24 protein-coding genes and 1 riboswitch are annotated in these 23,778 nt (G+C 74.5%); of the genes, 12 read left to right on the top strand and 12 right to left on the bottom strand.

What is annotated here, in order from left to right; translation table 11 throughout:
* The first annotated feature begins 252 nt into the window (after positions 1-252).
* On the top strand, positions 253-1,242 hold the full coding sequence (locus tag ACWEJX_RS05100; RefSeq protein ID WP_451606145.1) for an SCO1860 family LAETG-anchored protein: 990 nt from the start codon (positions 253-255) through the stop codon (positions 1,240-1,242).
* 84 nt (positions 1,243-1,326) lie between these two features.
* Here the strand turns inward: ACWEJX_RS05100 and cobC are convergent, their stop codons facing one another.
* Both cobC and ACWEJX_RS05090 read right to left on the bottom strand, forming a co-directional pair.
* Positions 1,327-2,421, bottom strand: coding sequence for an Rv2231c family pyridoxal phosphate-dependent protein CobC (gene cobC, locus ACWEJX_RS05095; protein ID WP_451606144.1), 1,095 nt, complete (start codon positions 2,419-2,421; stop codon positions 1,327-1,329).
* A 68-nt stretch (positions 2,422-2,489) separates the two neighbouring features.
* Positions 2,490-2,870, bottom strand: coding sequence for a cobalamin biosynthesis protein (locus ACWEJX_RS05090; protein ID WP_451606143.1), 381 nt, complete (start codon positions 2,868-2,870; stop codon positions 2,490-2,492).
* A 117-nt stretch (positions 2,871-2,987) separates the two neighbouring features.
* On the opposite strand from ACWEJX_RS05090, the gene ACWEJX_RS05085 reads away from it, so the two are divergent.
* Positions 2,988-3,716 carry a ZIP family metal transporter gene (locus tag ACWEJX_RS05085; protein ID WP_451606142.1) on the top strand — a complete coding sequence of 243 codons (729 nt, stop codon included), beginning with the start codon at positions 2,988-2,990 and terminating at the stop codon, positions 3,714-3,716.
* A 2-nt stretch (positions 3,717-3,718) separates the two neighbouring features.
* Here the strand turns inward: ACWEJX_RS05085 and ACWEJX_RS05080 are convergent, their stop codons facing one another.
* The 7 genes from ACWEJX_RS05080 to ACWEJX_RS05050 all read right to left on the bottom strand — a co-directional run bounded on the left by ACWEJX_RS05080 (position 3,719) and on the right by ACWEJX_RS05050 (position 12,340).
* Positions 3,719-5,155, bottom strand: a complete 1,437-nt coding sequence (locus tag ACWEJX_RS05080; RefSeq protein WP_451606141.1) for a cobyrinate a,c-diamide synthase — start codon at positions 5,153-5,155, stop codon at positions 3,719-3,721.
* On the bottom strand, positions 5,149-5,757 hold the full coding sequence (cobO, locus tag ACWEJX_RS05075) for a cob(I)yrinic acid a,c-diamide adenosyltransferase (protein WP_403797707.1): 609 nt from the start codon (positions 5,755-5,757) through the stop codon (positions 5,149-5,151). The genes ACWEJX_RS05080 and cobO overlap by 7 nt, the downstream gene beginning before the upstream one ends.
* Positions 5,757-7,826 carry a putative cobaltochelatase gene (locus ACWEJX_RS05070; protein WP_451606140.1) on the bottom strand — a complete coding sequence of 690 codons (2,070 nt, stop codon included), beginning with the start codon at positions 7,824-7,826 and terminating at the stop codon, positions 5,757-5,759. The genes cobO and ACWEJX_RS05070 overlap by 1 nt, the downstream gene beginning before the upstream one ends.
* A 160-nt stretch (positions 7,827-7,986) precedes the next feature.
* A complete protein-coding gene (locus ACWEJX_RS05065) occupies positions 7,987-9,495 on the bottom strand; it encodes a cobyric acid synthase (RefSeq protein ID WP_451606139.1) in 1,509 nt (502 codons plus the stop codon).
* A complete protein-coding gene (locus ACWEJX_RS05060) occupies positions 9,492-10,475 on the bottom strand; it encodes a cobalamin biosynthesis protein (RefSeq protein ID WP_451606138.1) in 984 nt (327 codons plus the stop codon). The genes ACWEJX_RS05065 and ACWEJX_RS05060 overlap by 4 nt, the downstream gene beginning before the upstream one ends.
* A 45-nt stretch (positions 10,476-10,520) precedes the next feature.
* A riboswitch (adenosylcobalamin (AdoCbl) riboswitch) is annotated at positions 10,521-10,613 on the bottom strand.
* 193 nt (positions 10,614-10,806) lie between these two features.
* Positions 10,807-11,028, bottom strand: a complete 222-nt coding sequence (locus ACWEJX_RS05055) for a hypothetical protein (protein WP_403797696.1) — start codon at positions 11,026-11,028, stop codon at positions 10,807-10,809.
* Between the two features lie 28 nt (positions 11,029-11,056).
* On the bottom strand, positions 11,057-12,340 hold the full coding sequence (locus tag ACWEJX_RS05050) for an anion permease (RefSeq protein WP_451606137.1): 1,284 nt from the start codon (positions 12,338-12,340) through the stop codon (positions 11,057-11,059).
* A gap of 358 nt (positions 12,341-12,698) precedes the next feature.
* Here ACWEJX_RS05050 and ACWEJX_RS05045 point away from each other — a divergent pair, with 358 nt between their 5' ends.
* The gene (locus ACWEJX_RS05045; protein ID WP_451606136.1) at positions 12,699-13,826 is read left to right on the top strand and encodes an alpha/beta hydrolase; all 1,128 of its coding nucleotides are present in this window, start codon (positions 12,699-12,701) and stop codon (positions 13,824-13,826) included.
* 154 nt (positions 13,827-13,980) lie between these two features.
* Positions 13,981-15,372: a hypothetical protein gene (locus ACWEJX_RS05040; protein ID WP_451606135.1), complete on the top strand. Its 1,392-nt coding sequence runs from the start codon at positions 13,981-13,983 to the stop codon at positions 15,370-15,372.
* A 19-nt stretch (positions 15,373-15,391) separates the two neighbouring features.
* Here the strand turns inward: ACWEJX_RS05040 and ACWEJX_RS05035 are convergent, their stop codons facing one another.
* A complete protein-coding gene (locus tag ACWEJX_RS05035; protein WP_451606134.1) occupies positions 15,392-15,793 on the bottom strand; it encodes a VOC family protein in 402 nt (133 codons plus the stop codon).
* Between the two features lie 99 nt (positions 15,794-15,892).
* Positions 15,893-16,783 (bottom strand): KPN_02809 family neutral zinc metallopeptidase, encoded by an 891-nt coding sequence (gene ypfJ, locus ACWEJX_RS05030; RefSeq protein WP_451606133.1) that lies wholly within the window; start codon positions 16,781-16,783, stop codon positions 15,893-15,895.
* 218 nt (positions 16,784-17,001) lie between these two features.
* Here ypfJ and ACWEJX_RS05025 point away from each other — a divergent pair, with 218 nt between their 5' ends.
* The 3 genes from ACWEJX_RS05025 to ACWEJX_RS05015 all read left to right on the top strand — a co-directional run bounded on the left by ACWEJX_RS05025 (position 17,002) and on the right by ACWEJX_RS05015 (position 20,117).
* Positions 17,002-18,600 (top strand): ABC-F family ATP-binding cassette domain-containing protein, encoded by a 1,599-nt coding sequence (locus ACWEJX_RS05025; RefSeq protein ID WP_451606132.1) that lies wholly within the window; start codon positions 17,002-17,004, stop codon positions 18,598-18,600.
* Between the two features lie 343 nt (positions 18,601-18,943).
* On the top strand, positions 18,944-19,165 hold the full coding sequence (locus ACWEJX_RS05020; RefSeq protein WP_006123601.1) for a helix-turn-helix domain-containing protein: 222 nt from the start codon (positions 18,944-18,946) through the stop codon (positions 19,163-19,165).
* Positions 19,166-19,307: 142 nt separating this feature from the next.
* The gene (locus tag ACWEJX_RS05015; RefSeq protein ID WP_451606131.1) at positions 19,308-20,117 is read left to right on the top strand and encodes an enoyl-CoA hydratase/isomerase family protein; all 810 of its coding nucleotides are present in this window, start codon (positions 19,308-19,310) and stop codon (positions 20,115-20,117) included.
* A gap of 182 nt (positions 20,118-20,299) precedes the next feature.
* On the opposite strand, the gene ACWEJX_RS05010 is transcribed toward ACWEJX_RS05015, so the two are convergent.
* Positions 20,300-20,953 carry a hypothetical protein gene (locus ACWEJX_RS05010; protein ID WP_451606130.1) on the bottom strand — a complete coding sequence of 218 codons (654 nt, stop codon included), beginning with the start codon at positions 20,951-20,953 and terminating at the stop codon, positions 20,300-20,302.
* A gap of 93 nt (positions 20,954-21,046) precedes the next feature.
* Here ACWEJX_RS05010 and ACWEJX_RS05005 point away from each other — a divergent pair, with 93 nt between their 5' ends.
* The 5 genes from ACWEJX_RS05005 (at position 21,047) to amaP (ending at position 23,670) form a co-directional block, all read left to right on the top strand.
* On the top strand, positions 21,047-21,505 hold the full coding sequence (locus ACWEJX_RS05005) for an Asp23/Gls24 family envelope stress response protein (RefSeq protein WP_451606129.1): 459 nt from the start codon (positions 21,047-21,049) through the stop codon (positions 21,503-21,505).
* Between the two features lie 59 nt (positions 21,506-21,564).
* Positions 21,565-21,756, top strand: coding sequence for a hypothetical protein (locus ACWEJX_RS05000; RefSeq protein WP_451606128.1), 192 nt, complete (start codon positions 21,565-21,567; stop codon positions 21,754-21,756).
* Positions 21,757-21,771: 15 nt separating this feature from the next.
* Positions 21,772-22,122, top strand: coding sequence for an Asp23/Gls24 family envelope stress response protein (locus ACWEJX_RS04995; protein ID WP_451606253.1), 351 nt, complete (start codon positions 21,772-21,774; stop codon positions 22,120-22,122).
* Between the two features lie 383 nt (positions 22,123-22,505).
* Positions 22,506-23,078, top strand: a complete 573-nt coding sequence (locus tag ACWEJX_RS04990; protein WP_451606127.1) for a DUF6286 domain-containing protein — start codon at positions 22,506-22,508, stop codon at positions 23,076-23,078.
* Between the two features lie 4 nt (positions 23,079-23,082).
* A complete protein-coding gene (gene amaP / locus ACWEJX_RS04985) occupies positions 23,083-23,670 on the top strand; it encodes an alkaline shock response membrane anchor protein AmaP (RefSeq protein ID WP_451606126.1) in 588 nt (195 codons plus the stop codon).
* Positions 23,671-23,778 lie beyond the last annotated feature (108 nt).

Raw genomic sequence — 23,778 nt, 5'->3', positions numbered from 1 at the left:
TTGCTTCTTCGTCGCACGCGCTCCCGCGCCCGCTCGCGCCGTGACGCGCGGGACTTGTGGCGACGGCCGTGTCGTTTTCATTCGAAAATGAGCACGGAAACCACCCCTTAGGGTGAACTCACGCCAGGTGTCTGTCAGTTCACCCACAGTGCGTAAAGATTCCGGTGTCTCAAGTCGCCGGAGCCGCGACGACCCACAGTCCCCGTGGCGAGCGGCCGGCGACGCCATGTCTCCTGTGGGGGTTCCACCGTCTTGAACAGCAACACCTTCCGCCTGCCCGCACGCCGTTCCGCCGCCGCGGCGACCGTCGCCGCACTCGCCGTCGGCCCCCTGGCCCTCGCCGCGCCGGCCGCCCACGCCGACGGCGGCGCGAACGGCGGCGGACAGGGCCACGCCACCGCCGTCGTCCTGCGCACCACCCTCGACGTCGGCCTGCTCGGCAAGACGGTGAACGTGCCCGTGCGCGCCTCGCTCAACGAGGTCGAGGCGCCGGCCAGCGCCGCGAAGACCGCGCTCAGCGTGAAGGTGCAGGGCGCGGAGAGCGGCCGGCCCGTCGACATCCTGAAGGCGGACGTCGCCACCTCCGAGGCGACCGTGGCCGGGAACACCGCCCAGGGCCACGTCAACCTCGCCAAGGCCCGGCTCCACGTCCCCGGCCTCCCGGCCCTGTCCCTGATCGAGCTGGAGAAGGTCACCTCCAAGGCCGTCTGCGAGGCCGGCAAGCACCCGGTCGCCGAGTCCAACCTGCTCGGCCACGTCACCGTCCTCGGCAAGAAGACCACCCTGTCCACCGGCGGCCAGACCAAGGTCAGCGTCCCGGGCGTCGGCGACGTGGTCCTCGACCTCTCCCGTACCTCCACCACCTCGAACACCGCCGCCGCCACCGCGCTCGAACTGTCCGTGGAGGTCAACCCGCTCAAGCTGGGCGTCGCCGAGGTCAAGGGCAAGGTCACGCTCGCCGAGGCCACCTGCACCACCCCGGCAGGCAGCAAGCCGAGCCAGCAGCCCAGCGAACAGCCCTCGCACCAGCCCAGCACGCAGCCCTCGCACCAGCCGTCCGCCCAGCCCAGCCACGACACCGGCGTGACGACGCAGAACGGCGGCACCACCCCGACGCAGAACCTCGCCGAGACCGGCGGCAGCTCCATGACGCCGTACCTCGCCGGCGGCGCCGTGCTGCTGCTCGGCGTGGGCGGTGGCGCACTCCTCCTGGCGCGCGGCCGGGCCCGCGCCCGCGGCTGACCGGCCCGAGGGGGAAGAACAAAGGGGGACGGGCGAGGGGTGGTGCCGGGCCGGCACCACCCCTCACCGCCACCGTCCGGGCGCTCAGCCCAGCAGCAGCAACGCCTGGTCCAGCGCCTGCAGGAAGCGGTTCGTCGTCACCCGGTCCCGCACCGCGAGCCGCAGCCAGTTCCGGCCGAGCCCCGGGAAGGTGTCACCGCGCCGGGCCGCGAAACCGAGCGTCCGCAGGTGCTCCCGCACCGCGTCCGCGCCCTCGATCCGGACCAGCACGAACGGGCCCTCCGCCGCCGCGACCGCCCGCACCTCGTCGAACTCCGCGAGCCCCGCCAGCAGGTGCGCCCGCTCCACCCCGATCCGGTGCGCCGCCTCCTCCGCCTCCGCGAGCGCCACCCGCGACATGCACGCCTCCGCCGCCACCAGAGCAGGCGTCGACACCGGCCACAGCGGCTGTACGCGCTCCAGCGCGGCGATCGTCTCCGGCTCCGCCAGTACGTAGCCGATCCGCAGCCCCGCCAGACCCCAGGTCTTCGTCAGGCTCCGCAGCACCACCAGACCGGGCACGTCCGTCCGCGAGGCCAGCGACTCCCGCTCGCCCGGCACCGCGTCCATGAACGCCTCGTCGACCACCAGCCACCGCCCCGGCCGGGCGAGCGACGCGATCGCCGCCGCCGGGTGGAGCACGGACGTCGGGTTGGTCGGATTGCCGATCACGACCAGATCCGCGTCCTGCGGCACCGCCGCCGGATCGAACCGGAAGCCGTCCTGCTCGCGCAGCAGCACCCGCTCCACCTCGTGCCCGACGTCCCGCAGCGCCGCCTCCGGCTCCGTGAACTGCGGATGCACCACCACCGGCCGCCGCGCCGGCAGCGCCCGCGCGAGCAGCACGAACGCCTCCGCCGCGCCCGCCGTCAGCAGCACCCGCCGACCCGGCAGATCGTGCCGCTCGGCCACCGCCGCCCGCGCCGCCCGCCCGTCCGGATAGGCCGCGAGCCCCGTCAGCGAGTCCGCGATCCGCTCCCGCAGCCAGGCGGGCGGGGTGTCCGTCCGCACGTTGACCGCGAGGTCGGTCAGCTTCTCGTCCCGCACCTCGGCGTCGCCGTGGTGTCTGAGGTCGTGCGTGTCAGCGGAACTGTCAGCCGAACTGTCAGCGGAACCGTCCGCGGAAGTGTGAATGTCCATGGCCGCCGTCTTGTGGGGGAGTGGGGATGAGGGTGGGGGTGGTGCGTGCGGGGGAAGGGGGGCGCTCCTCAGCGAGATACCCCGTGAGTATCGGGCAACAAGCGTGCGACTGGGGAGACTTCGTTCGGACGAAAGGGTGCGGAACGGGCAATGGCGCAGGTCACACGGGTGCTCTTCCGCTTCGGCACCAGGAGAACCGCCCCCGGCAGCCCCGCCCCGCGCAGCGCCGCCGCCTCCGCCACCGACGCCGTCCCCGTCGCCGCCAGCGGCACCGCCGACGGATGCGGTACGGCCACGCCCGCCAGCTCCTCGCTCCCGAACGCCCGCACCGGCACCCCGAGCAGCGAAGCCGCCCCGGTGATCCCCGGCTCGCCCGCGCGCACGTCCAGCGTCGCCAGCGCCGTCACGTCCGCGCCCGTCAGCCCGGCCTCCCGCAGCGACGCCGCCACCAGACCGCACACCTCCGAGGCCGTCACCCCGGACCGGGCGCCGACCCCGACGACGACCGCGGCGGGGTCGCCCGGCCCGAGGTGCGGGGAAGAGGGCGCATCGGATAGCAAGGGCCCATGGCTGTAGTCGTCGCGCTCGGCGCGTTCCTCATGACGCTGTTCGGCGGCTGGACCGCCCAGCGCGTCACCGACCGCCGCCACCTCGTCCTCGGCCTCGCCGGCGGACTCATGCTCGGCGTCGTCGGACTCGACCTGCTGCCCGAGGCCATCGACGCGGCGGGCGAGACGGTCTTCGGCGTGCCCCAGGCCCTGCTGCTCTTCGTCGGCGGCTTCCTCTTCGCCCACGTCGTGGAACGACTCCTCGCCACCCGCCGCGCCGCCCACGGCGCCGAGGCCGGGGACCGCGTCCCGCAGGTCGGCCTCACGGCCGCGGCCGCCATGGTGCTCCACAGCCTCATGGACGGCATCGCCCTCGGCGCCGCCTTCCAGGTCAGCGGCGGCATGGGCGCCACCGTCGCGATCGCCGTCATCACCCACGACTTCGCCGACGGCTTCAACACGTACACGATCACGACGCTCTACGGGAACGCCCGCCGCAAGGCGATCGCCATGCTCCTCGCCGACGCCGTCGCCCCGATCCTCGGCGCCGGCCTCGCCACCCTGTTCACCCTCCCGGAGGAACTGCTCGGCAGCTATCTCGGCTTCTTCGGCGGCGCCCTGCTCTACCTCGCCGCCGCCGAGATCCTGCCCGAGGCCCACCACGAACACCCCGCCCGCACCACCCTGCTCTGCACGGTGGCGGGCGTGGCCTTCATCTGGCTCGTCGTGGGCCTCTCCGGCGGCTGACCTCACGCCGCAGGCCCGCCTCCGGCCCCGGCGCAGTGCGCGACGAACCGGGCGGCGACCTCCGGAGCACCCGCCCAGTGCGTGTGCAGATAACTGGCGTGCACACCGCCCCGTACGAAGCCCTCGACCCGCATCTCCGGCTGCCGCAGCCCCCACGCCGCCTGCTCCCCGGCGCCCGGCTCGATCACCGTCCGGTGGAACTCGTGCCCCCGCATCCGCGTCCCGGCCGCCGCCAGCACGCTGTCGCTCACCGCGACCGCGTCACGGTACCCGAGCGTCAGCCGCGGCGACATCCGCGCGTCCGCGTCGAGGACCCCGCACATCGGCCGCCCGTCCAGCGACCGTGCGAGGTAGAGCAGCCCGGCGCACTCGGCGGCGACGGGCGCGCCGGAGCGCGCGAGCGCCGCCACGGCCTCGCGCAGCTTCCCGTTCGCGGACAGCTCCTCCCCGTACACCTCGGGGAACCCGCCGCCTATGACGAGGCCGGACGTGCCCTCGGGGAGGCTTTCGTCGCGCAGCGGATCGAAGGTGACGACCTCGGCGCCCGCGGCGGTGAGGAGTTCCGTGTGCTCGGCGTACGAGAAGGTGAACGCGGCCCCACCGGCGATCGCCACCCTGGGTGCGGGCATACGTTCCGCGAAGGCGAGGGGGGCACCCCCGGACGGAGTCCGGGGGAGGCTGGGCACACCGGACCCACCGGCGTGCAGCCGCTCCCCGACCTCAGCCGACCACGGCGTGGCGGGCAGCTCCGGGGCGCTGCGGGCGAGGGCCAGCAAGCCCTCCAGGTCGCAGCCCTGCCGCACCTGCTCCGCCTGCGCCGCCACCGCGGCCACCGCCTGCCCCTGCCGCTCCGCCACCGGCACCAGGCCCAGGTGCCGCGACGGCGTCTCCACCGCCGGCGCCCGCCGCAGCACGCCGAGCACCGGCACGCCCGACTCCTCCAGCGCCTCCCGCAGCAGCTGCTCGTGCCGGTCCGTCGCGACCTTGTTGAGGATCACCCCGCCGAGCCGCACCTCCGGGTCCCAGGACGCGAAGCCGTGCACGAGCGCGGCGACCGACCGGGACTGCGACGAGGCGTCCACGACCAGCACGACCGGCGCCCGCAGCAGCTTCGCCACCTGCGCCGTCGACGCCAGCTCACCCTGGCCCGCCGCCCCGTCGTACAGGCCCATCACGCCCTCGACGACCGCCAGGTCGCAGCCGCGCGCGCCGTGCGCGAACAGCGGCGCGATCAGCTCCGTACCGCACATGAACGCGTCGAGGTTGCGGCCCGGGCGCCCGGTGGCGAGCGCGTGGTAGCCCGGGTCGATGTAGTCCGGGCCGACCTTGTGCGGGGAGACCGCGAGACCACGGCCGGCGAACGCGGCCATCAGACCGGTCGCGACCGTGGTCTTGCCCGCGCCCGAGGACGGGGCGGCGATGACGAGACGTGCTACCACTCGATGCCCCGCTGGCCCTTCTGACCCGCGTCCATCGGGTGCTTCACCTTCGACATGTCGGTCACGAGGTCGGCGAAGTCCATCAGCTCCTGCGGGGCGTTGCGGCCGGTGATGACGACGTGCTGCTGCCCCGGACGGTTCGCGAGCACCTCGATCACCTCCTTGGTGTCGATCCAGCCCCAGTGCAGCAGGTACGCGAACTCGTCGAGGACGTAGAACCGGTACTTCTCCTCGGCCAGGTCGCGCTTCACCTGCTCCCAGCCCTCCCGCGCCTTCTCCTCGTGCGACTGCTCGCCCTCGGCGACCTCGCGCTGGATCCAGGACCAGCCCTCGCCCATTTTGTTCCAGACGACCGTGCCGCCCTTGCCGGTCTCGCCGAGCGCCTTCAGCGCGTTCTCCTCGCCGACCCGCCACTTCGCGGACTTGACGAACTGGAACACCCCGATCGGCCAGCCCTGGTTCCAGGCGCGCAGCGCCATGCCGAACGCGGCGGTCGACTTCCCCTTGCCGACGCCCGTGTGCACCATCACCAGTGCCCGGTTGCGGCGCTGGCGGGTGGTGAGACCGTCGTCCGGAACGACGGTCGGCTGTCCCTTAGGCATTACGCGGCCCTCCTGGCGGCAGAGTGGTTGTCCTGTGCGTGACGGACGGTACGGACGAGCCCGGCGATCGAGTCGGCGCGCAGTTCGTCCAGGGTGACGGCGGTGCCGCCGAGTTCACGGGCGAGGTTCCCGGCGAGACCGAGCCGCACCGGGCCCGACTCGCAGTCCACGACCACCGCGGCCGTGCCGTCGGCGGCGTGCAGCCGCGCGGCCCGCGCCGCGAGCCCCACCGGGTCCGCGCCGCCGCCGGTGGCGCGGCCGTCGGTCACGACGACGAGCAGCGGACGGCGCGAGGGGTCGCGCAGCCGCTCCACGCGCAGCACGTCGTGCGCCTTGAGCAGACCGGCGGAGAGCGGGGTGCGGCCCCCGGTGGGAAGCTGTTCGAGCCGGGCCGCGGCCGCGTCCACCGACGAGGTCGGCGGCAGGGCGAGCTCGGCGCCCCTGCCGCGGAAGGTCACCAGACCGACCTTGTCGCGCCGCTGGTACGCGTCGAGCAGCAGCGAGAGCACCGCGCCCTTCACCGCGCTCATCCGCTGCCGCGCCGCCATCGACCCGGACGCGTCCACGACGAACAGGACCAGATTGCCCTCCCGGCCCTCGCGGACCGCCTGCCGCAGATCGTCCCGCCGCACCACCAGACCCCGGCCGTCGCGGCCGCGCGCCCTCTGGTGCGGGGCGGCGGCCTGCACGGTCGCGGCCAGGTGCAGCTTGGTCAGCGCGCCCTTGGGGCGGGTCGCGCCGGTGGTCCGACCGTGCTCCGTACGGGCCCGGGAACGGCGCCCGGCCGCGCCCTCGCCGAGTCCCGGCACGCTGAGCATCTTCGTACGGAAGGGCTCGCCGGCCTTGACGGCGGCACGCTCACCGGAACCGGCGCCACCCTGGGGCGCGGGTGCGCTCTCCGGCGCGGGCGCCGGGGCCTCCTCGGGCGCGGGCGCGTCCCCCTGCGGCGGAATCCCGCCACCGCCACCGCCACCGCCACCGCCGCCACCGCCACCGCCGGGACCTCCGTCGCCCGGACCGTCCGGCTCGGGCTCGGGCTCGTCATCGGGCTCGTCGTCGCCCTTGAACTGCTCAAGGGTCTCGTCGAGCTTGTCCTCGTCAAGGCCGGGCGCGTCGAACGGATTGCGCCGACGGCGGTGGGGCAGCGCGAGCAGCGCCGCCTGCCGTACGTCCTCGGAGGTGACCTCCGTCCGCCCCGCCCACGCGGCGAGCGCGGTCGCCGTGCGGGCCATGACGATGTCGGCGCGCATGCCGTCGACCTCGAACGCGGCGCAGGTCGCGGCGATCTGCAGCAGCACCGCGTCCCCGAGCACCACCTGCGGCAGCAACTCCCGCGCGGCGACGATCCGCTCCCGCAGCGCGGCCTCCTCGCCGGCCCAGCGCGCCACGAACCCGGCCGGGTCGTCCTCGAACGCCAGCCGGCGCCGCACGACCTCCACCCGCTGCTCGGGCTCGCGGGAGGCGGCCACCTCCACGGTCAGCCCGAACCGGTCGAGCAACTGGGGCCGCAGCTCGCCCTCTTCGGGGTTCATCGTGCCGACGAGCAGGAAGCGGGCCGCGTGACGTACGGAGACGCCTTCGCGCTCGACGTACGAGGAGCCCATGGCGGCGGCGTCGAGGAGGTGGTCGATGAGGTGGTCGCTCAGGAGGTTGACCTCGTCGACGTACAGGATCCCCCGGTGCGCCGCCGCGAGCAGTCCCGGCTCGAACGCCTTCACGCCCTCGGCGAGCGCCTTCTCGATGTCGAGCGAGCCGACGAGCCGGTCCTCGGACGCGCCGACGGGCAGCTCGACCATCCGCGCGGGCCGCGCCTCCCGGGCGCCCTCCCCGTGCGGCCCGTCCGGGCACCCCGGATCGGGCGCGGCCGGATCACAGCTGAAGCGGCACCCGGCGACCACCGCCACCTCGGGCAGCAGCTCGGCCAGCGCGCGTACGGCCGTGCTCTTCGCGGTCCCCTTCTCGCCGCGCACGAGGACACCGCCCACCGCCGGGCTCACGGCGTTCAGCAGCAGCGCGAGCCGCAGATCGTCCATGCCGACGACGGCGGTGAACGGATAGCGGGTGCTCATCGGTGGGTAGCTCCTTCGGTTCGCGATGACGCGTCGTCAACATGCCGTCCCGGCACGCTTCCTGCCCAGTGGGCGAGGGGAATCCCCCTCGTGCCGGCCCCCGCGCGGCTTCGCCGCGTAATCCGCGTACTCCGCGCAACCCGTACGGCCCGACCGGCGCTCACGGCGCCCCCGGCGGCACGAACGGCAGCCCCTCCGGCGCGCCCTTCTCGATCAGCCGGAGCAGCGCGTCCGTGTCGGCGTGCTCCTCGATCAGGTCGCCGAGGCGGTCCAGCTGTTCCTCGCGCAGGGCGCCGAACGACGTGTCGGGCGCGGGCACGAAGCGCCGCCCGGCCGCCGCCGCGACCTCGCGCAGGAAGGCGCGGCGGAAGCCGTCGCTCTCCAGGGAGCCGTGCCAGTGGGTGCCCCAGACCGCGCCGACGCGGCAGCCGTCCAGGAACGCCTCCCCGCCCCGTACGTCCGCGACGCCGTGGTGGATCTCGTACCCCTCGACGGGCTCGCCGAGGGCCTCGCCGACCGGGCGGGCCAGCGTCTTCTCGGGCGCGAAGCGGACCCGCACGGGCAGGAGGCCGAGCCCCTCGACGGAGCCGGCCTTCGACTCGACCTCGTCGTCGATGTGCTCGCCGAGGACCTGGAAGCCGCCGCAGATGCCGAGGACCGGACGGCCCTCGGCGGCGCGCCGGGCGAGCGCGTCGGCCAGGCCGCGTTCGCGCAGCCAGGCCAGTGCCTTGACCGTGCCGCGGGTGCCCGGCACCACCACCAGGTCCGCGTCGGCCAGCTCCTCCGGGCGGTCGACGAAGCGCACGACCACGCCCGGCTCGGCGGCCAGCGCGTCGACGTCGGTGAAGTTGGACATGAGGGGTACGGCGCAGACGGCGACCCGCAGCACGTCCTCGCCGACCGGCGGCGCGACGACGGACTCGCGGACCGTGCCGCGCAGCGAGACGCGCAGGCCGTCCTCCTCGTCGATGCCGAGGCCGTGGGCGTACGGCAGGACGCCGAAGGTGCGGCGGCCGGTGAGGCCGTGCAGCATGTCGAGGCCCGGTTCGAGCAGTGTGACGTCGCCGCGGAACTTGTTCACCAGGTAGCCGGCGACGAGCCGCTGGTCCTCGGGCGCGAGGAGCGCGGTCGTGCCGAAGAACTGGGCGAAGACGCCGCCGCGGTCGATGTCGCCGACCACGACGACGGGGAGCCGCGCCGCCCGCGCGATGCCCATGTTGACGATGTCGGTGCGCCGCAGGTTGATCTCGGCCGGGCTGCCCGCGCCCTCGCAGATCACCGCGTCGTGCGTGGCGCGCAGCTCCTCCAGGCAGCCGAGGACCGGCTCGAAGAGCTGCTGCTGCCGGCCGCCGTGGTAGCCCCGGGCGCTCAGCTCGCCGACCGGTTTGCCCATGAGGATCACCTGGCTGGAGCGGTCGCTGCCGGGCTTGAGCAGCACCGGGTTCATCAGCGCCGTCGGCTCGACGCGCGCGGCCTGCGCCTGCATGGCCTGGGCACGGCCGATCTCGGCGCCCTCCCGGGTCACGAAGGAGTTCAGGGACATGTTCTGTCCCTTGAACGGCGCGACCTTCAGGCCCTGCCGGACCAGCCACCGGCAGATGCCGGCCGTGACGACGCTCTTGCCCGCGTCGGACGTGGTCCCGGCGACGAGCAGCCCCCCGCCCTTCATGCGCCCCTCCGCTTCCTGCCGCGTACGGCACTGATGATGGTCCGGCCGCCGACACAGGCGGCCAGGGTCAGCCAGGTCACCCGGCGGGACAGCGTGACGGCCCGCTCGATGTCCGCCACCTCGACGGGCCGCCCGTCCGCGTTGAGGACCGGCCGGTGTTCGACCCGGCCGCCGTACGACAGGGTGCCGCCGAGCCGTACGCCGAGCGCCCCGGCGAAGGCGGCCTCCACCGGGCCGGCGTTGGGGCTCGGGTGCTTGCCCGCGTCCGCCCGCCAGGCCCGTACGGCGCCCCGCGCGTCGCGGCCCGCCACGGCGGCGAGCGCGGCGGTGAGCCGGGCGCCGGGCCAGCCGGCGAGGTCGTCGAGCCGGGCCGAGGCCCAGCCGAAGCGCCGGTAGCGCGGCGACTTGTGGCCGACCATGGCGTCCAGGGTGTTGACCGCGCGGAAGCCGAGCAGGCCCGGCACGCCCGCGACCGCGCCCCAGAAGAGGGCGCCCACGACGGCGTCGGAGGTGTTCTCGGCGACCGACTCGACGACCGCGCGGGCCATCGCGGGCCCGTCGAGCGCCTGCGGGTCGCGGCCGACCAGGTGCGGCATCCGTTCCCGGGCGACCTCCAGGTCGCCGGCGGCGAGCGCGCCGCCGATCGCGCGGGCCTCGCGACCCAGGGTCGTACCGCCGACCACGGCCCACACGGAGGCGGCGGTCAGGGCGGCGGAGGCGGCCCGGCTGCCCCGTACCGTGCGGGCGGCGAGGGCGCCGAGTGCGACGGTGCCGCCGGCGCAGACGGCCGTGTGCAGGGCGCCCCAGGCGCGGTGGTCGCGGTGCAGGCGCTGCTCGACGGCGGCGGCCGCGCGGCCGAAGGCGGCGACGGGATGGGCGCGCCGGGGGTCGCCGACGAGCAGGTCGACGGCGAGGCCGGCGGCCGCTCCGTATGCGAAGACGGCTGTGGTGCGGGACGGGCTCGGGCCGCGGCCGGGCATGGCGCTGTGTCCTCACTCAGGGTCCGCGCCCTGGATCGACGTGACCGGCGGCGAGAGTTCCTGACTCCCGGCCCGTGGGGCCGGTCACAGTGGCGGGACCGCGCCGGAATCGCACCGGACTTCCTCTACTTGCCGCCGTAATGGCTCCGGCAGTCCACCACGCCCCGCGAACACCCGTCAACTCACCCTTGACCTGCGTCGGGTCACTGTGCGAAGCACCACAAACACGGCACCCGAGCACGGCACCCGAGCACGGCGGCACACACAAGCGGCCGGGCGGTCCGCAGGCGTGCTGCGGACCGCCCGGCCGGTGGGTCCGGGATCGTGCGGGTCAGGCGACGATCAGGTAGATGCCGTACGCCACGGCCGCCGCGCAGAGCGCGAAGCAGGCGTACGCGCCGGTGCGGGCCAGTGGGGCCGAGCCGCCGTTGGACGCGGCCTCCTCCTGCTTGGAGAGGCCGGCGACGCCGAGGGTGAAGAAGCCCACGAGGGCGACGGTCACCACGAGGCTGACTCCGAAGACGGAGCCGAGAGCTGCCCAGTCGATCTTCATGTCCGTGCTTCCAGTTCCGTGAGATCCGTCAGACCGCGGCGGCGGGGGCGGCCGGAGCGGCCGGGTCCGCGGGGTTCGGGGCGGGGATGGTGGCCTTCAGGTCCGCGTCCGCGACGGCGGCGACGGAGCCGGCCGGCGGCGGGGTGACGGCCGCGATGGCGGTGGTCACGACACCCGGGGTCTCGGTCTCGGTGGCCGTGGCGGTCGCGGTCTCGACGTCGTTGACGTTGGTGTGGTCGACGACCTGGCGGCGCGAGACGAGCCAGATGCCGACGCAGGAGGCGACCAGGAAGGCCGCGACGACGTAGACGCCCCACTGGCCCTGACGCGCGACGAACTCGGCGCCCGCGCCGACCAGGCCGGCGGCCGGCAGGGTCAGGCCCCAGGCGACGAACATGCGGGTGGCGGTCGACCAGCGGACGACACCGCCCTTGCGGCCCAGGCCCGCGCCCATGACGGAGCCGGAGACGGCGTGCGTGGTCGAGAGGGAGAAGCCCAGGTGGGAGGAGGCCAGGATGACCGTCGCGGCGCTGGTCTGGGCGGCGAAGCCCTGCTGCGGCTGGAGGTCGGTGAGGCCCTTGCCCATGGTGCGGATGATGCGCCAGCCGCCGAGGAAGGTGCCGAGCGCGATCGCCGTACCGGCGGAGACGATGACCCAGACCGGCGGGTTCGAGCCGGGGGCAAGGACGCCGCCGGCGACCAGGGCGAGGGTGATGATGCCCATGGTCTTCTGGGCGTCGTTGGTGCCGTGGGCGAGGGAGACGAGACCGGCGGAGGCGATCTGGCCGGCCCGGTAGCCCTTCTCCTGGGCCTTGCCGTTCTTGTCCTTGCCGATGGCGTACGTCAGGCGGGTGCCGAGCGTCGCGGCGATGCCGGCGACGATCGGGGCGGCGACCGCCGGGATGAGGACCTTGGTGACGACGCTCTCGCCGTTGACGCCGCTGAAGCCGATCGAGGCGACGGTCGCGCCGATGAGGCCGCCCATCAGTGCGTGCGAGGAGCTGGACGGCAGGCCGACCAGCCAGGTCACCAGATTCCAGAGGATCGCGCCGACGAGCGCGGCGAGGATGACTTCGGGCTGGATGCCCGTCTCGTTGACGAGCCCCTTGGAGATCGTCTTGGCGACCTCCACCGAGAGGAACGCGCCGACCAGGTTCAGCACGGCGGACATGGCCACCGCCGTCTTGGGCTTGAGTGCACCGGTCGAGATGGTCGTGGCCATCGCGTTGGCGGTGTCGTGGAAACCGTTCGTGAAATCGAACACTAGAGCTGTCACGACCACAATGGCGAGCAGCAGCGTGATGTGTTCCATTTACCCAGGCAATCGTTCGACGTCAGTGGCTCGTCGAACGTAAGCAACCTGGGTGAACGGAAGATGAACTGGGTCGGGCAAGGTGGTGTCCCGATCCGGGGTCTGGAGATTCCGCTTACGGCTCCGGCGGGCGCGCTGTCCACGATGCGGTCACCGTGCAACCCCGGGTAAACCGTGCGGTTCCGGGCTCCACGCAACGCGCGTAGCTTCCGCCGCTCCCGACCCGTATCGCCCCGTGGACCGCCGTGGAGACTTTCGTCAGCACGGAGGACCCGGTGGACGAGACCCATGTCACTCGAAGGAGCTCGGCGAGCCCCGCCGGGTGGCAGGGCGCGGGCGGGCTGCCGACACTGGGACCGTGCGCCCCGTTACCGCGACGGCAGCGGCCGTCACCACCCTGCTCGGGCTCGGCGCGGCCGCCGTCGTGGCCGGCCGCTACGCCAGCGACGCCGCCCTCGGCGTGCCGTCCGGCCGCCCCTTCCCCGGCGAGCCCAGACTCACCGTGCACGGCACCGGCCCGGAGCGGATCAGCCTCACCCGGAGCCTGGCCGCGCTGCGCCCCGGTACGTACGGGATCGAGGCCGACGGCCTGCACGCCGTCGTCGGCCCGGTGCTCGACCGGGTCCCGCACACCGCCGACACCGTGGTGCGCCGGCTCGAACGGGTCGAGCTCGGCACGCTCGCCCCCGGCGTCCGGGTCCGGCTCACCCCGCAGCTGCACTGCGGCACCCCCGGGACCGCCCTCGGCCTGCCCTACGAGGACGTCGAGATCCCCGGCGAGCTCGGCAGCCTGCCCGCCTGGCTCGTGCCCGGGCCGCGCACCACCTGGGTGATCGCCCTGCACGGCCTCGGCACCACCCGCGAGCACGCGCTCAACCTGGTCCCCTTCCTGCACCGCCGGCGCGTCCCGGTCCTCGTCCCCGCCTACCGCGGCGACGCCGGCGCGCCCGAGGCCGCCGACGGGCTCGGGCACCTGGGCGACTCCGAGTGGCGGGACCTCGACGCCGCCATCCGCTACGCCGTACGGCGCGGCGCCACCGGCGTCGTCCTGCTCGGCTGGGGCACGGGCGCCGCCATGGCCCTGCACGCCGCCGAGAGCTCCGGCGTGCGCGACCGCATCCGCGGCCTCGTCCTCGACTCCCCGGTCCTCGACTGGGAGGCCACCCTGCGCAACCTGGCCGCCGCCCACCGCGTCCCCGCCCCGCTGATCCCGCTCGCCGTGCGCGCCGCCCAGGGCCGCACCGGCTCCCACGGCGACCGCCTCCAGGAGGCCGCCGACCCGAACGGGCTGCGCGTGCCGACGCTGCTCTTCCATGGCCCGGACGACACCCTCGCCCCCTGGGACCGCTCGCGCCGGCTCGCCGAGCTCCGCCCCGAGCTCGTCACCCTCAGCACGGTCCGCGAGGCGCCGCACGCCGCCATGTGGAACGCGGACCCGGTCCGCTACGAGGAGTCCCTGCGCCGCTTCCTGACCCCGCTGGTCTAGGGCCTGTCGCAACAAGCCGGGGCCCGCTGGTCCACCGCGCCGCCGGGACCTCCGTACGCCCTCCGGCCCGGAATCCCGGGCCCGGGGACGGTGCTCGCGGCGGCGTTGCGCATTCCGATTGGGCTTTCGGGCCGTCAACGGGAAGACTGCCCCCGTGACGTCTCGAAAGCCCGATGAACCATTGGCGCGCAACTCCAGACTCCGACTCGTCCGTCCGCGGCCGCTCGCCACCGCGCGCAAGGCCGTGACGACCCGGCGCACCCGCCCGGCGCCCCGGCCGCCCGAGGGGACCCCGCCCCGTGCGGAACTGGCCCTGCAGGCGCGGACGGTGCTCGCCGACGCGGTGCGGATCGCCCGCTGGGCCGCGTCCGGCCGGCAGGCCGAGACGGCACTCCCCGCACTCGGGGACGGCGAACGGGCCGCCGCCGCACTGGATCTGACCCCCGGACAGGTCCGGGCCGGCTGGGACCGCGCCCGCCTCGCCGGGCTCGTCGAGCTGCACGGCGGCACCGTCCGCCCCGGCTGGCGGCTGACGGCGTGGGACCGCGACGACTCCGCCGTGCTGCGCGGCTGGGTCGCCCTCTTCGACGCCTGGTCGCTCGCCCACCCGGAGCCCGAGGGCGTGGCGCCCGGCGCCGTCGCCGAGGTCGTCGAGGCCGTCCCCCAGGTCCTCTCACTGCTCCAGCTGTCCGCCGGGCCCGTCCCCGTGACCGGCCTGCTCGACCTGCTGCGCCAGCGCGTCGCCGAACTCCGCGAGGAGCGCTGCGAGGTCCCCGCCGCCGGCACCGTGCCCGAGCCGGTCCCGGCCGCCGAGGGCCTGCCCGCGCTGCTCGACTGGGCCCTCGCGGGCCTCGCCGACGTCGGCGCCCTCACCCTCGGCGACGGCCCGGACGGCGGCCAGGCCACCCTCACCCCGCTCGGCAACTGGGCGGTCTGGGTCAAGCTGGAGCAGATCTGCGTCGCCGCCCAGAGCCCGGCCGGCAACATCGAGCAGTCCGCCGAGGACATGCTCCGCGGCTGCGCCCGGCTCACCCCGGGCCCGGCCCGCGACGAGTACCGCGCCTGGCTCGCCGCCCGCACCCTCTCCAGCGCCGTCGCCGAGCTGATCGCCGTCGCCCGCGGCGAGGACGCCCTGCTGCGCGGCCTCGCCTTCGAAGCGCTGCGGGTCGTCGGCGCCCCGGCCGAGCCCGAGGTGCGCGCCGCCCTCGCGGAACCGTCCCTCCGCCCGTACGCGCTGCTCTGGCTCGCCGAGTACGAGGGCGCCGACCCGGACGAGGCCCCCGAGGTGCTCACCCGCGAGGAGGCGACCTGGCTGTGGGTGGACACGGCGGCCGCCGTCGCCGACCACGGCGAGAGCGACCTGCTCGTCCGCCACCTCGACTCCGCCGTCCAGGGCACCGTCCCCGCCCTGCTCGACGAGGTCCGCGCCGTCGGCCACCCCCGCACCGTCCAGGTCCTGGTCGCCCTCGCCGCCGCCCACCCCGACCCGGCCCTCGCCAAGGCGGTCCGCCGCGCCGCCTTCCAGGTCCACACGGGCGGGGCCTGACGGGCCCGGCGGCGTTGGACTACCCGGCGCCGCCGGGGGCGTACGTCCCGAAGCTCCAGACGTTGCCCTCGGCGTCCCGGGCCATGTAGTCCCGGGCGCCGTAGTCCTGGTCGGTCGGCGGCATCACGATCTCCGCGCCGGCCGCGACGGCCCGGGCGTGGTGGGCGTCCACGTCGGCGACGCGGACGTACACCCCGACCGGGCCCGCGTCGGACATCGCCCTGTCGAACGCGCTGCCGGTGCCCTTGCTGCCGAGCATCACCGTCCCGTTGCCGTAGGACAGCTCGGCGTGCACCACCCGGCCGTCCTCGTCCTCGAACACGGCGTCCGCGGTGAAGCCGAACGCCTCGGTGAGCCGGGCGACGGCCGCCTTCGCGTCCTTGTAGAGCAGGGTCGGGCAGATGTCGGGTGCGTCCGTCATCGTGATCGCTTCCTTTCGTTCGAGTGCCGGGCTGCCGGGCTGCCGGGCTGCCGGGCCACCAGGCCGCCGGGCCCCTGGGCCACCGGCTCCGCGTCCGCGTCACCGGAAGGTGTCGCAGCGCGCCATGTCACCGGTGCTGTAGCCGGTGTGGAACCACTGCTGCCGCTGCGCCGCCGAGCCGTGCGTCCAGCTCTCCGGCGAAACCCGGCCCTGGAAGCGCTCCTGGATCCGGTCGTCGCCGACCGCCGCCGCCGCGTCCAGGCCGTCGCGGATGTCCTCGTCCGTCAGCCGGGTGAGCAGCGGCCGGCCGGTCCTGTCGTCGGGCGTGGTGGTCGCGTGCCGCGCCCACACGCCCGCGTAGCAGTCGGCCTGGAGCTCCACCCTGACCGCGCTCGAGTCCGCGCCGGTCCGGCCGTCCTGGGCGCGGGCCAGCGTGCCCATCAGGTCCTGCACGTGATGGCCGTACTCGTGCGCCACCACGTACGCCTGCGCGAAGGGTCCGCCCGTCGCGCCGAACCTGGTGCGCAGCTCGTCGAAGAAGCCCAGGTCCAGATAGACCTGCCGGTCGCCCGGGCAGTAGAAGGGGCCGACCGACGAGTTCGCCGTGCCGCACGCGGTCGGGACCTGCCGGCTGAACACGACGGTGGAGGCGTCCCCGTACCGCCCGCCGCGCCGCGCGTACTCGCTCCGCCAGAAGTCCTGCACGCTGTTGACGACCGCCACGATCCGGCAGTCCTCGCGGGCGTTGGCGTCCGAGCCCTTCTTGCAGGTCCGGGCCACCTGGGAGGCCGACGAGGAGGTCGCGCCCGGCTCGTCGCCGCCGGCGGAGAGCCCCAGCTGTTCGGGGCCCACGCCGAAGACCAGGCCCAGGACGAGCGCCACGAAGCCGATGATCCCGCCGCCGATGGTGGCACCGCCGCCGGGAATACGGGCGCCCCGGACGTCCTTGACCTCCGAGGTGTCCAGATCGGCGTCGTCGTCGAACTGCATGCCACCGCCCTCCGCCCGCCCTGTGCGTTTCTGCCGAGTATCGGCAGATCCGCCGGATGTCACCCCTTTTACGGGGCATGTGAGGTATGTCGCGTGGCCGAAAAGCAGTTGCACGTGCCCGTTAGACTTGCCGCATGGCCATTCTCCCCGTGCATTAGCGGCGTCGAAGCTCCGCCCAGCCGTCCTTCCGCCGTTTCCCACCGCCCTGGAGTCTGTCCGTGATCACCGCTTCCGGCATCGAGCTGCGCGCCGGCGCCCGTGTCCTCATCGAGTCCGCTTCCTTCCGCGTCGCCAAGGGCGACCGCATCGGCCTCGTGGGCCGCAACGGAGCGGGCAAGACCACCCTCACCAAGTGCCTCGCTGGCGAGGGGCAGCCCGCCGGCGGCACCATCAGCCGCTCCGGCGAGGTCGGCTACCTCCCGCAGGACCCGCGCACCGGCGACCTCGACGTCCTCGCCCGCGACCGGATCCTGTCGGCCCGCGGCCTCGACGTGCTGCTCCGCAAGATGCGGCAGAACGAGGAGCGCATCGCCACCGGCAGCGGCGCCACCCGCGAGAAGGCCCTGCGGCAGTACGAGCGTCAGGAGACCGAGTTCCTCACCAAGGGCGGGTACGCGGCCGAGGCCGAGGCGTCCACCATCGCCGCCGCCCTCGGGCTGCCCGACCGGGTGCTCGGCCAGCCGCTGCACACCCTCTCCGGCGGTCAGCGCCGCCGCATCGAGCTCGCCCGCATCCTCTTCTCGGACGCCGACACCCTGCTCCTCGACGAGCCGACGAACCACCTCGACGCCGACTCGATCGTCTGGCTGCGCGACTACCTCAAGACGTACCGCGGCGGCTTCATCGTCATCTCCCACGACGTGGACCTCGTCGAGACCGTGGTGAACAAGGTGTTCTACCTGGACGCCAACCGCTCCACGATCGACGTCTACAACATGGGCTGGAAGCTCTACCAGCAGCAGCGCGAGGCCGACGAGAAGCGTCGCAAGCGCGAGCGCCAGAACGCCGAGAAGAAGGCCGCCGCGCTCAACTCGCAGGCTGACAAGATGCGCGCCAAGGCCACCAAGACCGTCGCCGCGCAGAACATGGCCAAGCGCGCCGAGCGCCTGCTGTCCGGCCTGGAGGCCGTCCGGGTCTCCGACAAGGTCGCCAAGCTGCGCTTCCCGGAGCCCGCGCCCTGCGGCAAGACCCCGCTCACGGCGGAGGGCCTGTCCAAGTCGTACGGCTCACTCGAGATCTTCACCGATGTGAACCTGGCCATCGACAAGGGCTCCCGCGTCGTCATCCTGGGCCTCAACGGCGCCGGCAAGACGACGCTGCTCCGGCTGCTCGGCGGCGTCGAGCAGCCCGACACCGGCCAGGTCACCCCGGGCCACGGCCTCAAGCTCGGCTATTACGCCCAGGAGCACGAGACCCTCGACCCGGAGCGCACGGTCCTGGAAAACATGCGCTCCTCCGCGCCCGACCTCGACCTCGTCGAGGTGCGCAAGGTGCTCGGCTCCTTCCTCTTCTCCGGCGACGACGTCGACAAGCCGGCCGGCGTGCTCTCCGGCGGCGAGAAGACCCGGCTCGCGCTCGCGACCCTGGTCGTCTCCTCGGCGAACGTGCTGCTCCTCGACGAGCCCACCAACAACCTGGACCCGGCCAGCCGCGAGGAGATCCTGGGCGCGCTGCGCACGTACAAGGGCGCGGTCGTGCTGGTCACCCACGACGAGGGCGCGGTCGAGGCGCTCGACCCGGAGCGGATCATCCTGCTGCCCGACGGCGTCGAGGACCTGTGGGGTGCGGACTACGCGGACCTGGTCGCCCTGGCCTGACCCGCCGAACCCGGGTGGGGATCATGTCGAGCTGGATCATTCGGCTCATGGGTGATCCTTCATCTGAGTGAGTGCGTCTCATACCCCCTGCGCGGGCCCTGCGGAATCCTTCCGCCAGGGCCCGCGCGGCGTTTTTCCGCAGGGCGCGCCGCTGACCTGGTACTTCCCCGCCGGGACGGCTTCCGGGCGGCCGGCGAGCCCTCCGGAACGATCAATTCCGGTCGTGACGGTGTGTGTCGCTCGGCGCAAGCGAATGGCACGGACCTTGTCGAATGGGTGGCCAGGACGCACGGGAGGGGTGATCATGAGAAGTCCAGAGCGCACTTCCCATGAGGAGGCACGGGTGGCCGAGACTCTGAAGAAGGGCAGCCGGGTGACCGGCGCCGCGCGCGACAAGCTCGCGGCAGACCTGAAGAAGAAGTACGACTCCGGTGCGAGCATCCGGGCGCTGGCCGAGGAAACCGGCCGCTCCTACGGATTCGTCCACCGGATGCTCAGCGAGTCCGGAGTCACGCTGCGTGGACGCGGCGGAGCGACACGGGGCAAGAAGGCGGCCTCGGCCTGACATCGGGGCGGCTCGATCGGTCCACCGGGTCTCTCGGTGGCCACCCGGTCGACCGTGCGGTCGACCGGGTGGTTACTGTGCAGTCACTTAGCATCGGATGCAGTGACGGATGCAGTGCTGCACCGTAACCGGGAGGCGCCCCATGACCACGCTCGACGACTCCGAGCACACTGAGCTCGTTTTCGACAAGGACGGTGTACGGCTCACCGTCGAGGACGCCGTTGCCACGGTGACCCTGACCAACCCGGCAAAGCGCAACGCCCAGTCTCCCGCTCTGTGGCGGGCGTTGACGGAAGCCGGGCGGTCACTGCCGGGCAGCGTACGGATCGTGGTCCTGCGCGGTGAGGGCAAGTCCTTCTCCGCCGGCCTCGACCGGCAGGCGTTCACGCCCGAGGGCTTCGACGGAGAGCCGTCCTTCATCGACCTGGCGCGCGGCGGCGACGAGGACCTCGACGCGACCATCGCCGAGTACCAGGAGGCGTTCACCTGGTGGCGCCGCAGCGACATCGTGTCGATCGCGGCCGTCCAGGGCCACGCCATCGGGGCCGGCTTCCAGCTGGCCCTGGCGTGTGACCTGCGGGTCGTCGCCGACGACGTGCAGTTCGCCATGCGCGAGACCAGCCTGGGCCTCGTCCCGGACCTGACCGGGACGCACCCGCTCGTCTCGCTGGTCGGCTACGCCCGCGCGCTGGAGATCTGCGCGACCGGACGCTTCGTCCACGCCGAGGAGGCCGAGCGCGTCGGCCTCGCCAACATCGCCGTACCGGCCGCCGAACTCGACGCCGCCGTACGGGACTTGAGCGCCGCCCTGCTGGCCGCGCCGCGCTCCGCGACGATCGAGACCAAGGCGCTGCTCCAGGGCGTCTCCGGGCGCTCGTACGAGGAGCAGCGCGTCGCCGAACGCGCGGCGCAGGCGCGCCGCCTGCGCGACCTGGCGGGCCTGGGCGACTGACGGGGCGCGCCCCGGCGCGGCCGAGCTCGGACGCCGTAGGTCGTGCCGTGGCGTCGTCGCCCGGCTCGGCTTGCCTGGGCGCGGGCGTCGTCCCGTGACCTCGTCGCGCGGCTCGGCTTACCTGGGCTTGGGCGTCGTGCCGTGACGTCGTCGCGCGGCGCAGCTCACCCGGCGGCCTCGCTTCATCTCAGCTCCGACACCACCACCGTGACCGTCGTCGCCCCGGGGGCGGCGGCGGTCACGGCCGTACGGGCCGCCCGCGCCGCGTCCAGGGCGCGGTGGCCCGCCGTCACCGCCACCTCGATGCGCAGCCGGCCGTCCGGGCCGCGCTGGAGCGCCGGGCCGAAGGCGTCCGTGAGCGCGGCCACGCCGGGCGCCGCGAGGGCGGCGAGCGCCGCCGGGTCGTCGGGCGTCGGGGGCGAGGTTCGCCCGGACGGCGGAGAGGCGGCCGTCCGCTCGGGAGGCGTGTCGAGCAGCTCCGTCACCCGCAGGTCCACCTCGGTCACGGTGAGGCCGAGCACCCGCTCCGCCACGTCGAGGAGCGCGACCCTCAGCCGCGCCGCGAGCTGCGGCAGCGGGCGGCTCGCCGTCGCCGCGAAGTCCAGGGCGACGCGCAGGTCCCCGGGCGGCAGCCCGCCCGGCGGTACCGGGAAGGGCGAATCCACGGCCTCGCCCACGAGCCGGAAGCGCGGGCGTTCGGGCACCACGCCCCGTACCGCCCAGGCCGCCTCAGTCAGCTCCGCCCGCACCGCCCGCTCCGCGATCCACGCACCGTCCGTCGCGTCGCCGAGCGGCAGCAGCCGGTCCGTTACGCGCCACATCTCAGCCGTCGTCATTGCTCCAGCCTGCCGCATCCCCGGCGCGAGACCGGGCAAGCGCCCGTAGTGTGAGCAAAAGAGGGTAAATGGTGACGGAAGGGACAGGCGGCTATGACTGAGAGCACGCGCACCGACCAGAAGACCCAGACCCCGGTGATCAAGCGCGGCGGCGGCGACCCCGCCACCCGCGGGCGCACCACGATCGCCGACGGTGTCGTCGAGAAGATCGCCGGACTCGCCGCGCGGGACGTCGTCGGCGTCTACGCGATGGGCAGCGGCCTCTCCCGCACCCTCGGCGCCATGCGGGACCGCGTTCCGGGAGGCGGCAAGGCGACGTCCGTCACCCGCGGGGTGAAGGCCGAGGTCGGCGAGGTACAGACCGCGCTCGACCTGGAGATCGTCGTCGACTACGGGGTCTCCATCGCCGACGTCGCCGGCGCCGTCCGGGAGAACGTCATCGCCGCCGTCGAGCGGATGACCAGCCTGGAGGTCGTCGAGGTCAACATCGCGGTCAGCGACGTCAAGGTGCCGGAGGAAGAGGAAGAGGAGCCGGAGACGCGGCTCCAGTAGCCGTACGGACGGACGGGTCCGCGTCAGCGGACATCGCGAGCTGAAAGGCAGGGCTCAGCATGAGCATGGCGGTGGTCGGCCTGGTGGCCGGCATGGCGCTCGGGTTCGCCGGGTACTTCGGCGGCTTCGGCGCGTTCCTCCTGGTCGCGGCGCTGGGCGCGGTCGGCTTCGTGGTCGGCCGGTTCGCCGACGGGGACCTGGAACCCGGCGACTTCTTCCGGGGCCGCGAGCGCGGCGAACGGCGGCGGTGAGCCCGGGTGCCGGTACTGGTCAACGAGCCCGTCGGGGCGGCCGCCCGGGGCGCCACCACGATCGCCGACCGGGTCGTCGCGAAGATCGCCGCCCGGGCGGCCCGCGAGGCGATCGACGCCGTTCCCAGGGACGGCTCGCCCCCGCACGCCTCGGTGGTCGTCCACCGTGACATCGCCCATGTCTCGGTGAGCCTCGAACTCGACTACCCCACCGACATCAGCCGCCAGTGCGGCGCCGTCCGCGGCCGCGTCCGCCACCGCGTGGAGACCCTGGCCGGCATCGCGGTCCACGAGGTCGACGTCCACGTCGAGCGCCTCCACTCCGCGCACACCGCGCGCGTCCACAAGCGGGAGCGGCTGAAATGACCGAGGCACACGAACCGGCCGCCGAGCGGGGCCCCGGGCCCGGCTCGGGCGCCGCCCGAGAACCGGGCACAGGCAGCGGACCGGAGCCGGGCGCCCCGCCCGGGACAGGCCGCGCGCCGGCACCCGGTCCCGAACCCGGTGGCGCAAGCGGGCCGGGCGCCGGCGGCACCCGGCCCGGCTCAGGCCCCGACCCTGGCCCTGGCGCCGACCGGTCGCCCGAGTCCGGCGCGCCGTCCGGGCCCGGCGGCGGGCCTGGGCCCGGTCGCGCGGACGCCGGCCCGCCGTGGACCGACGCCGGTGGCGCTCCGCCCGTATCAGAGTCCGGCTCCGGGGTCGGCCGGTCGCCCGAGGCCGGTCCCCCGGACGGGGCCGACGCCGAAGGCGTGCCCGTCCTGGCCGACGTGCCGGGGCCGCCCGTGCGCCGGTTCTGGTCCGTGCGCCGGATTCCCGCCGCCGTGCTCGCCGCCGTTCTGCTCGGTGGCGCCGGGCTGTTGCTGTACGACGTCGCCGCCGTCCGGGCCGATCACACGGCCATGGCCTGGCGCAGTTCCCTCGCGAACGACCTCGCGAGCCGCCCGATGGACGACGACTGGGTGCTCGCGGGCGCGGCCGTCGCCGTCGTGCTCGGCCTCTGGCTGCTGCTGCTCGCGCTCACCCCGGGGCTGCGCGCCGTGCTTCCCATGCGCCGCCGGCATCCCGACGTGCGCGCCGGGCTCGACCGGGAGGCCGCCGCGCTCGCGCTGCGCGACCGCGCGATGGAGGTGTCCGGCGTGCAGTCCGTGCGGGTCAAGGCCGGCCGCACCAAGGTGGCCGTACGGGCCGTGGCGCACTTCCGTGAGGTCGACGAGGTACGCACCGACCTGGCGGCCGTGCTCGCGACCGGCGTCGACGAACTCGCCCTCGCCCATCCGCCGGCCGTGACGCTACGGGTGGCCCGGCCGCCCAGAAAGGGGTGACGCCGTGACCCGGGTGCTGCGACGCGTCAACCGGATCGTGCTCGCTCTCGCCGGACTGATCCTGGTCGTGGGCGGCGGGGCCGCGCTCGTGGCCGGATTCGGCGTGTCCCTGCCGTCCTGGTGGCCCTGGTCGGGCCCTCATGATGTGGTGCTCAGCCGCGCCGAACGACAGCACTGGCGGGCCGAGGGCTGGTGGTGGCCGGTGGTCATCGCCGTGCTGGGGCTCGTCGTGCTGCTCTCCCTGTGGTGGCTGATCGCCCAGTTCCGGCGGGCCCGGCTCCGCGAGGTCGTCGTCGACACGGGCGACGGCGAGGGGGCCGTGGTGCACGGCCGGACCCTGCAGGACGTCCTGGAGGCGGACGCGGCGGCCCAGGAGGGCGTCGCCCGGGCCCGGGTCGCGCTCACCGGTCGGCGCACCGCGCCGCGTACCCGGGTCGCCCTGCTCCTGGAGCCGTACGCCTCCCCGGCCGCGGCGCTGACCGCACTCGCCGACACGGCGCTCGGCAACGCCCGTACGTCCACGGGCCTGCCCGCCCTGCCGACCGAGGCCCGGCTGCGGGCGGTCAAGCACCGGGCCCGCCGCGTGGCGTAGAAGCCCGCCCCGGCGCCCCGGCGGCCAGGCGCCCCAGCGGCCCCGCGGTGCGGCGGCCGGAGACCCGGCGGCGCGGGGCCCTGCGGCCCTGCGGCGCTGCGGCCCTGC

The sequence above is a fragment of the Streptomyces sp. NPDC004788 genome (assembly GCF_053601115.1).
The sequence above is the reverse complement of the archived record's forward strand: the minus strand, read 5'-3'. Positions and strand labels throughout refer to the sequence as shown.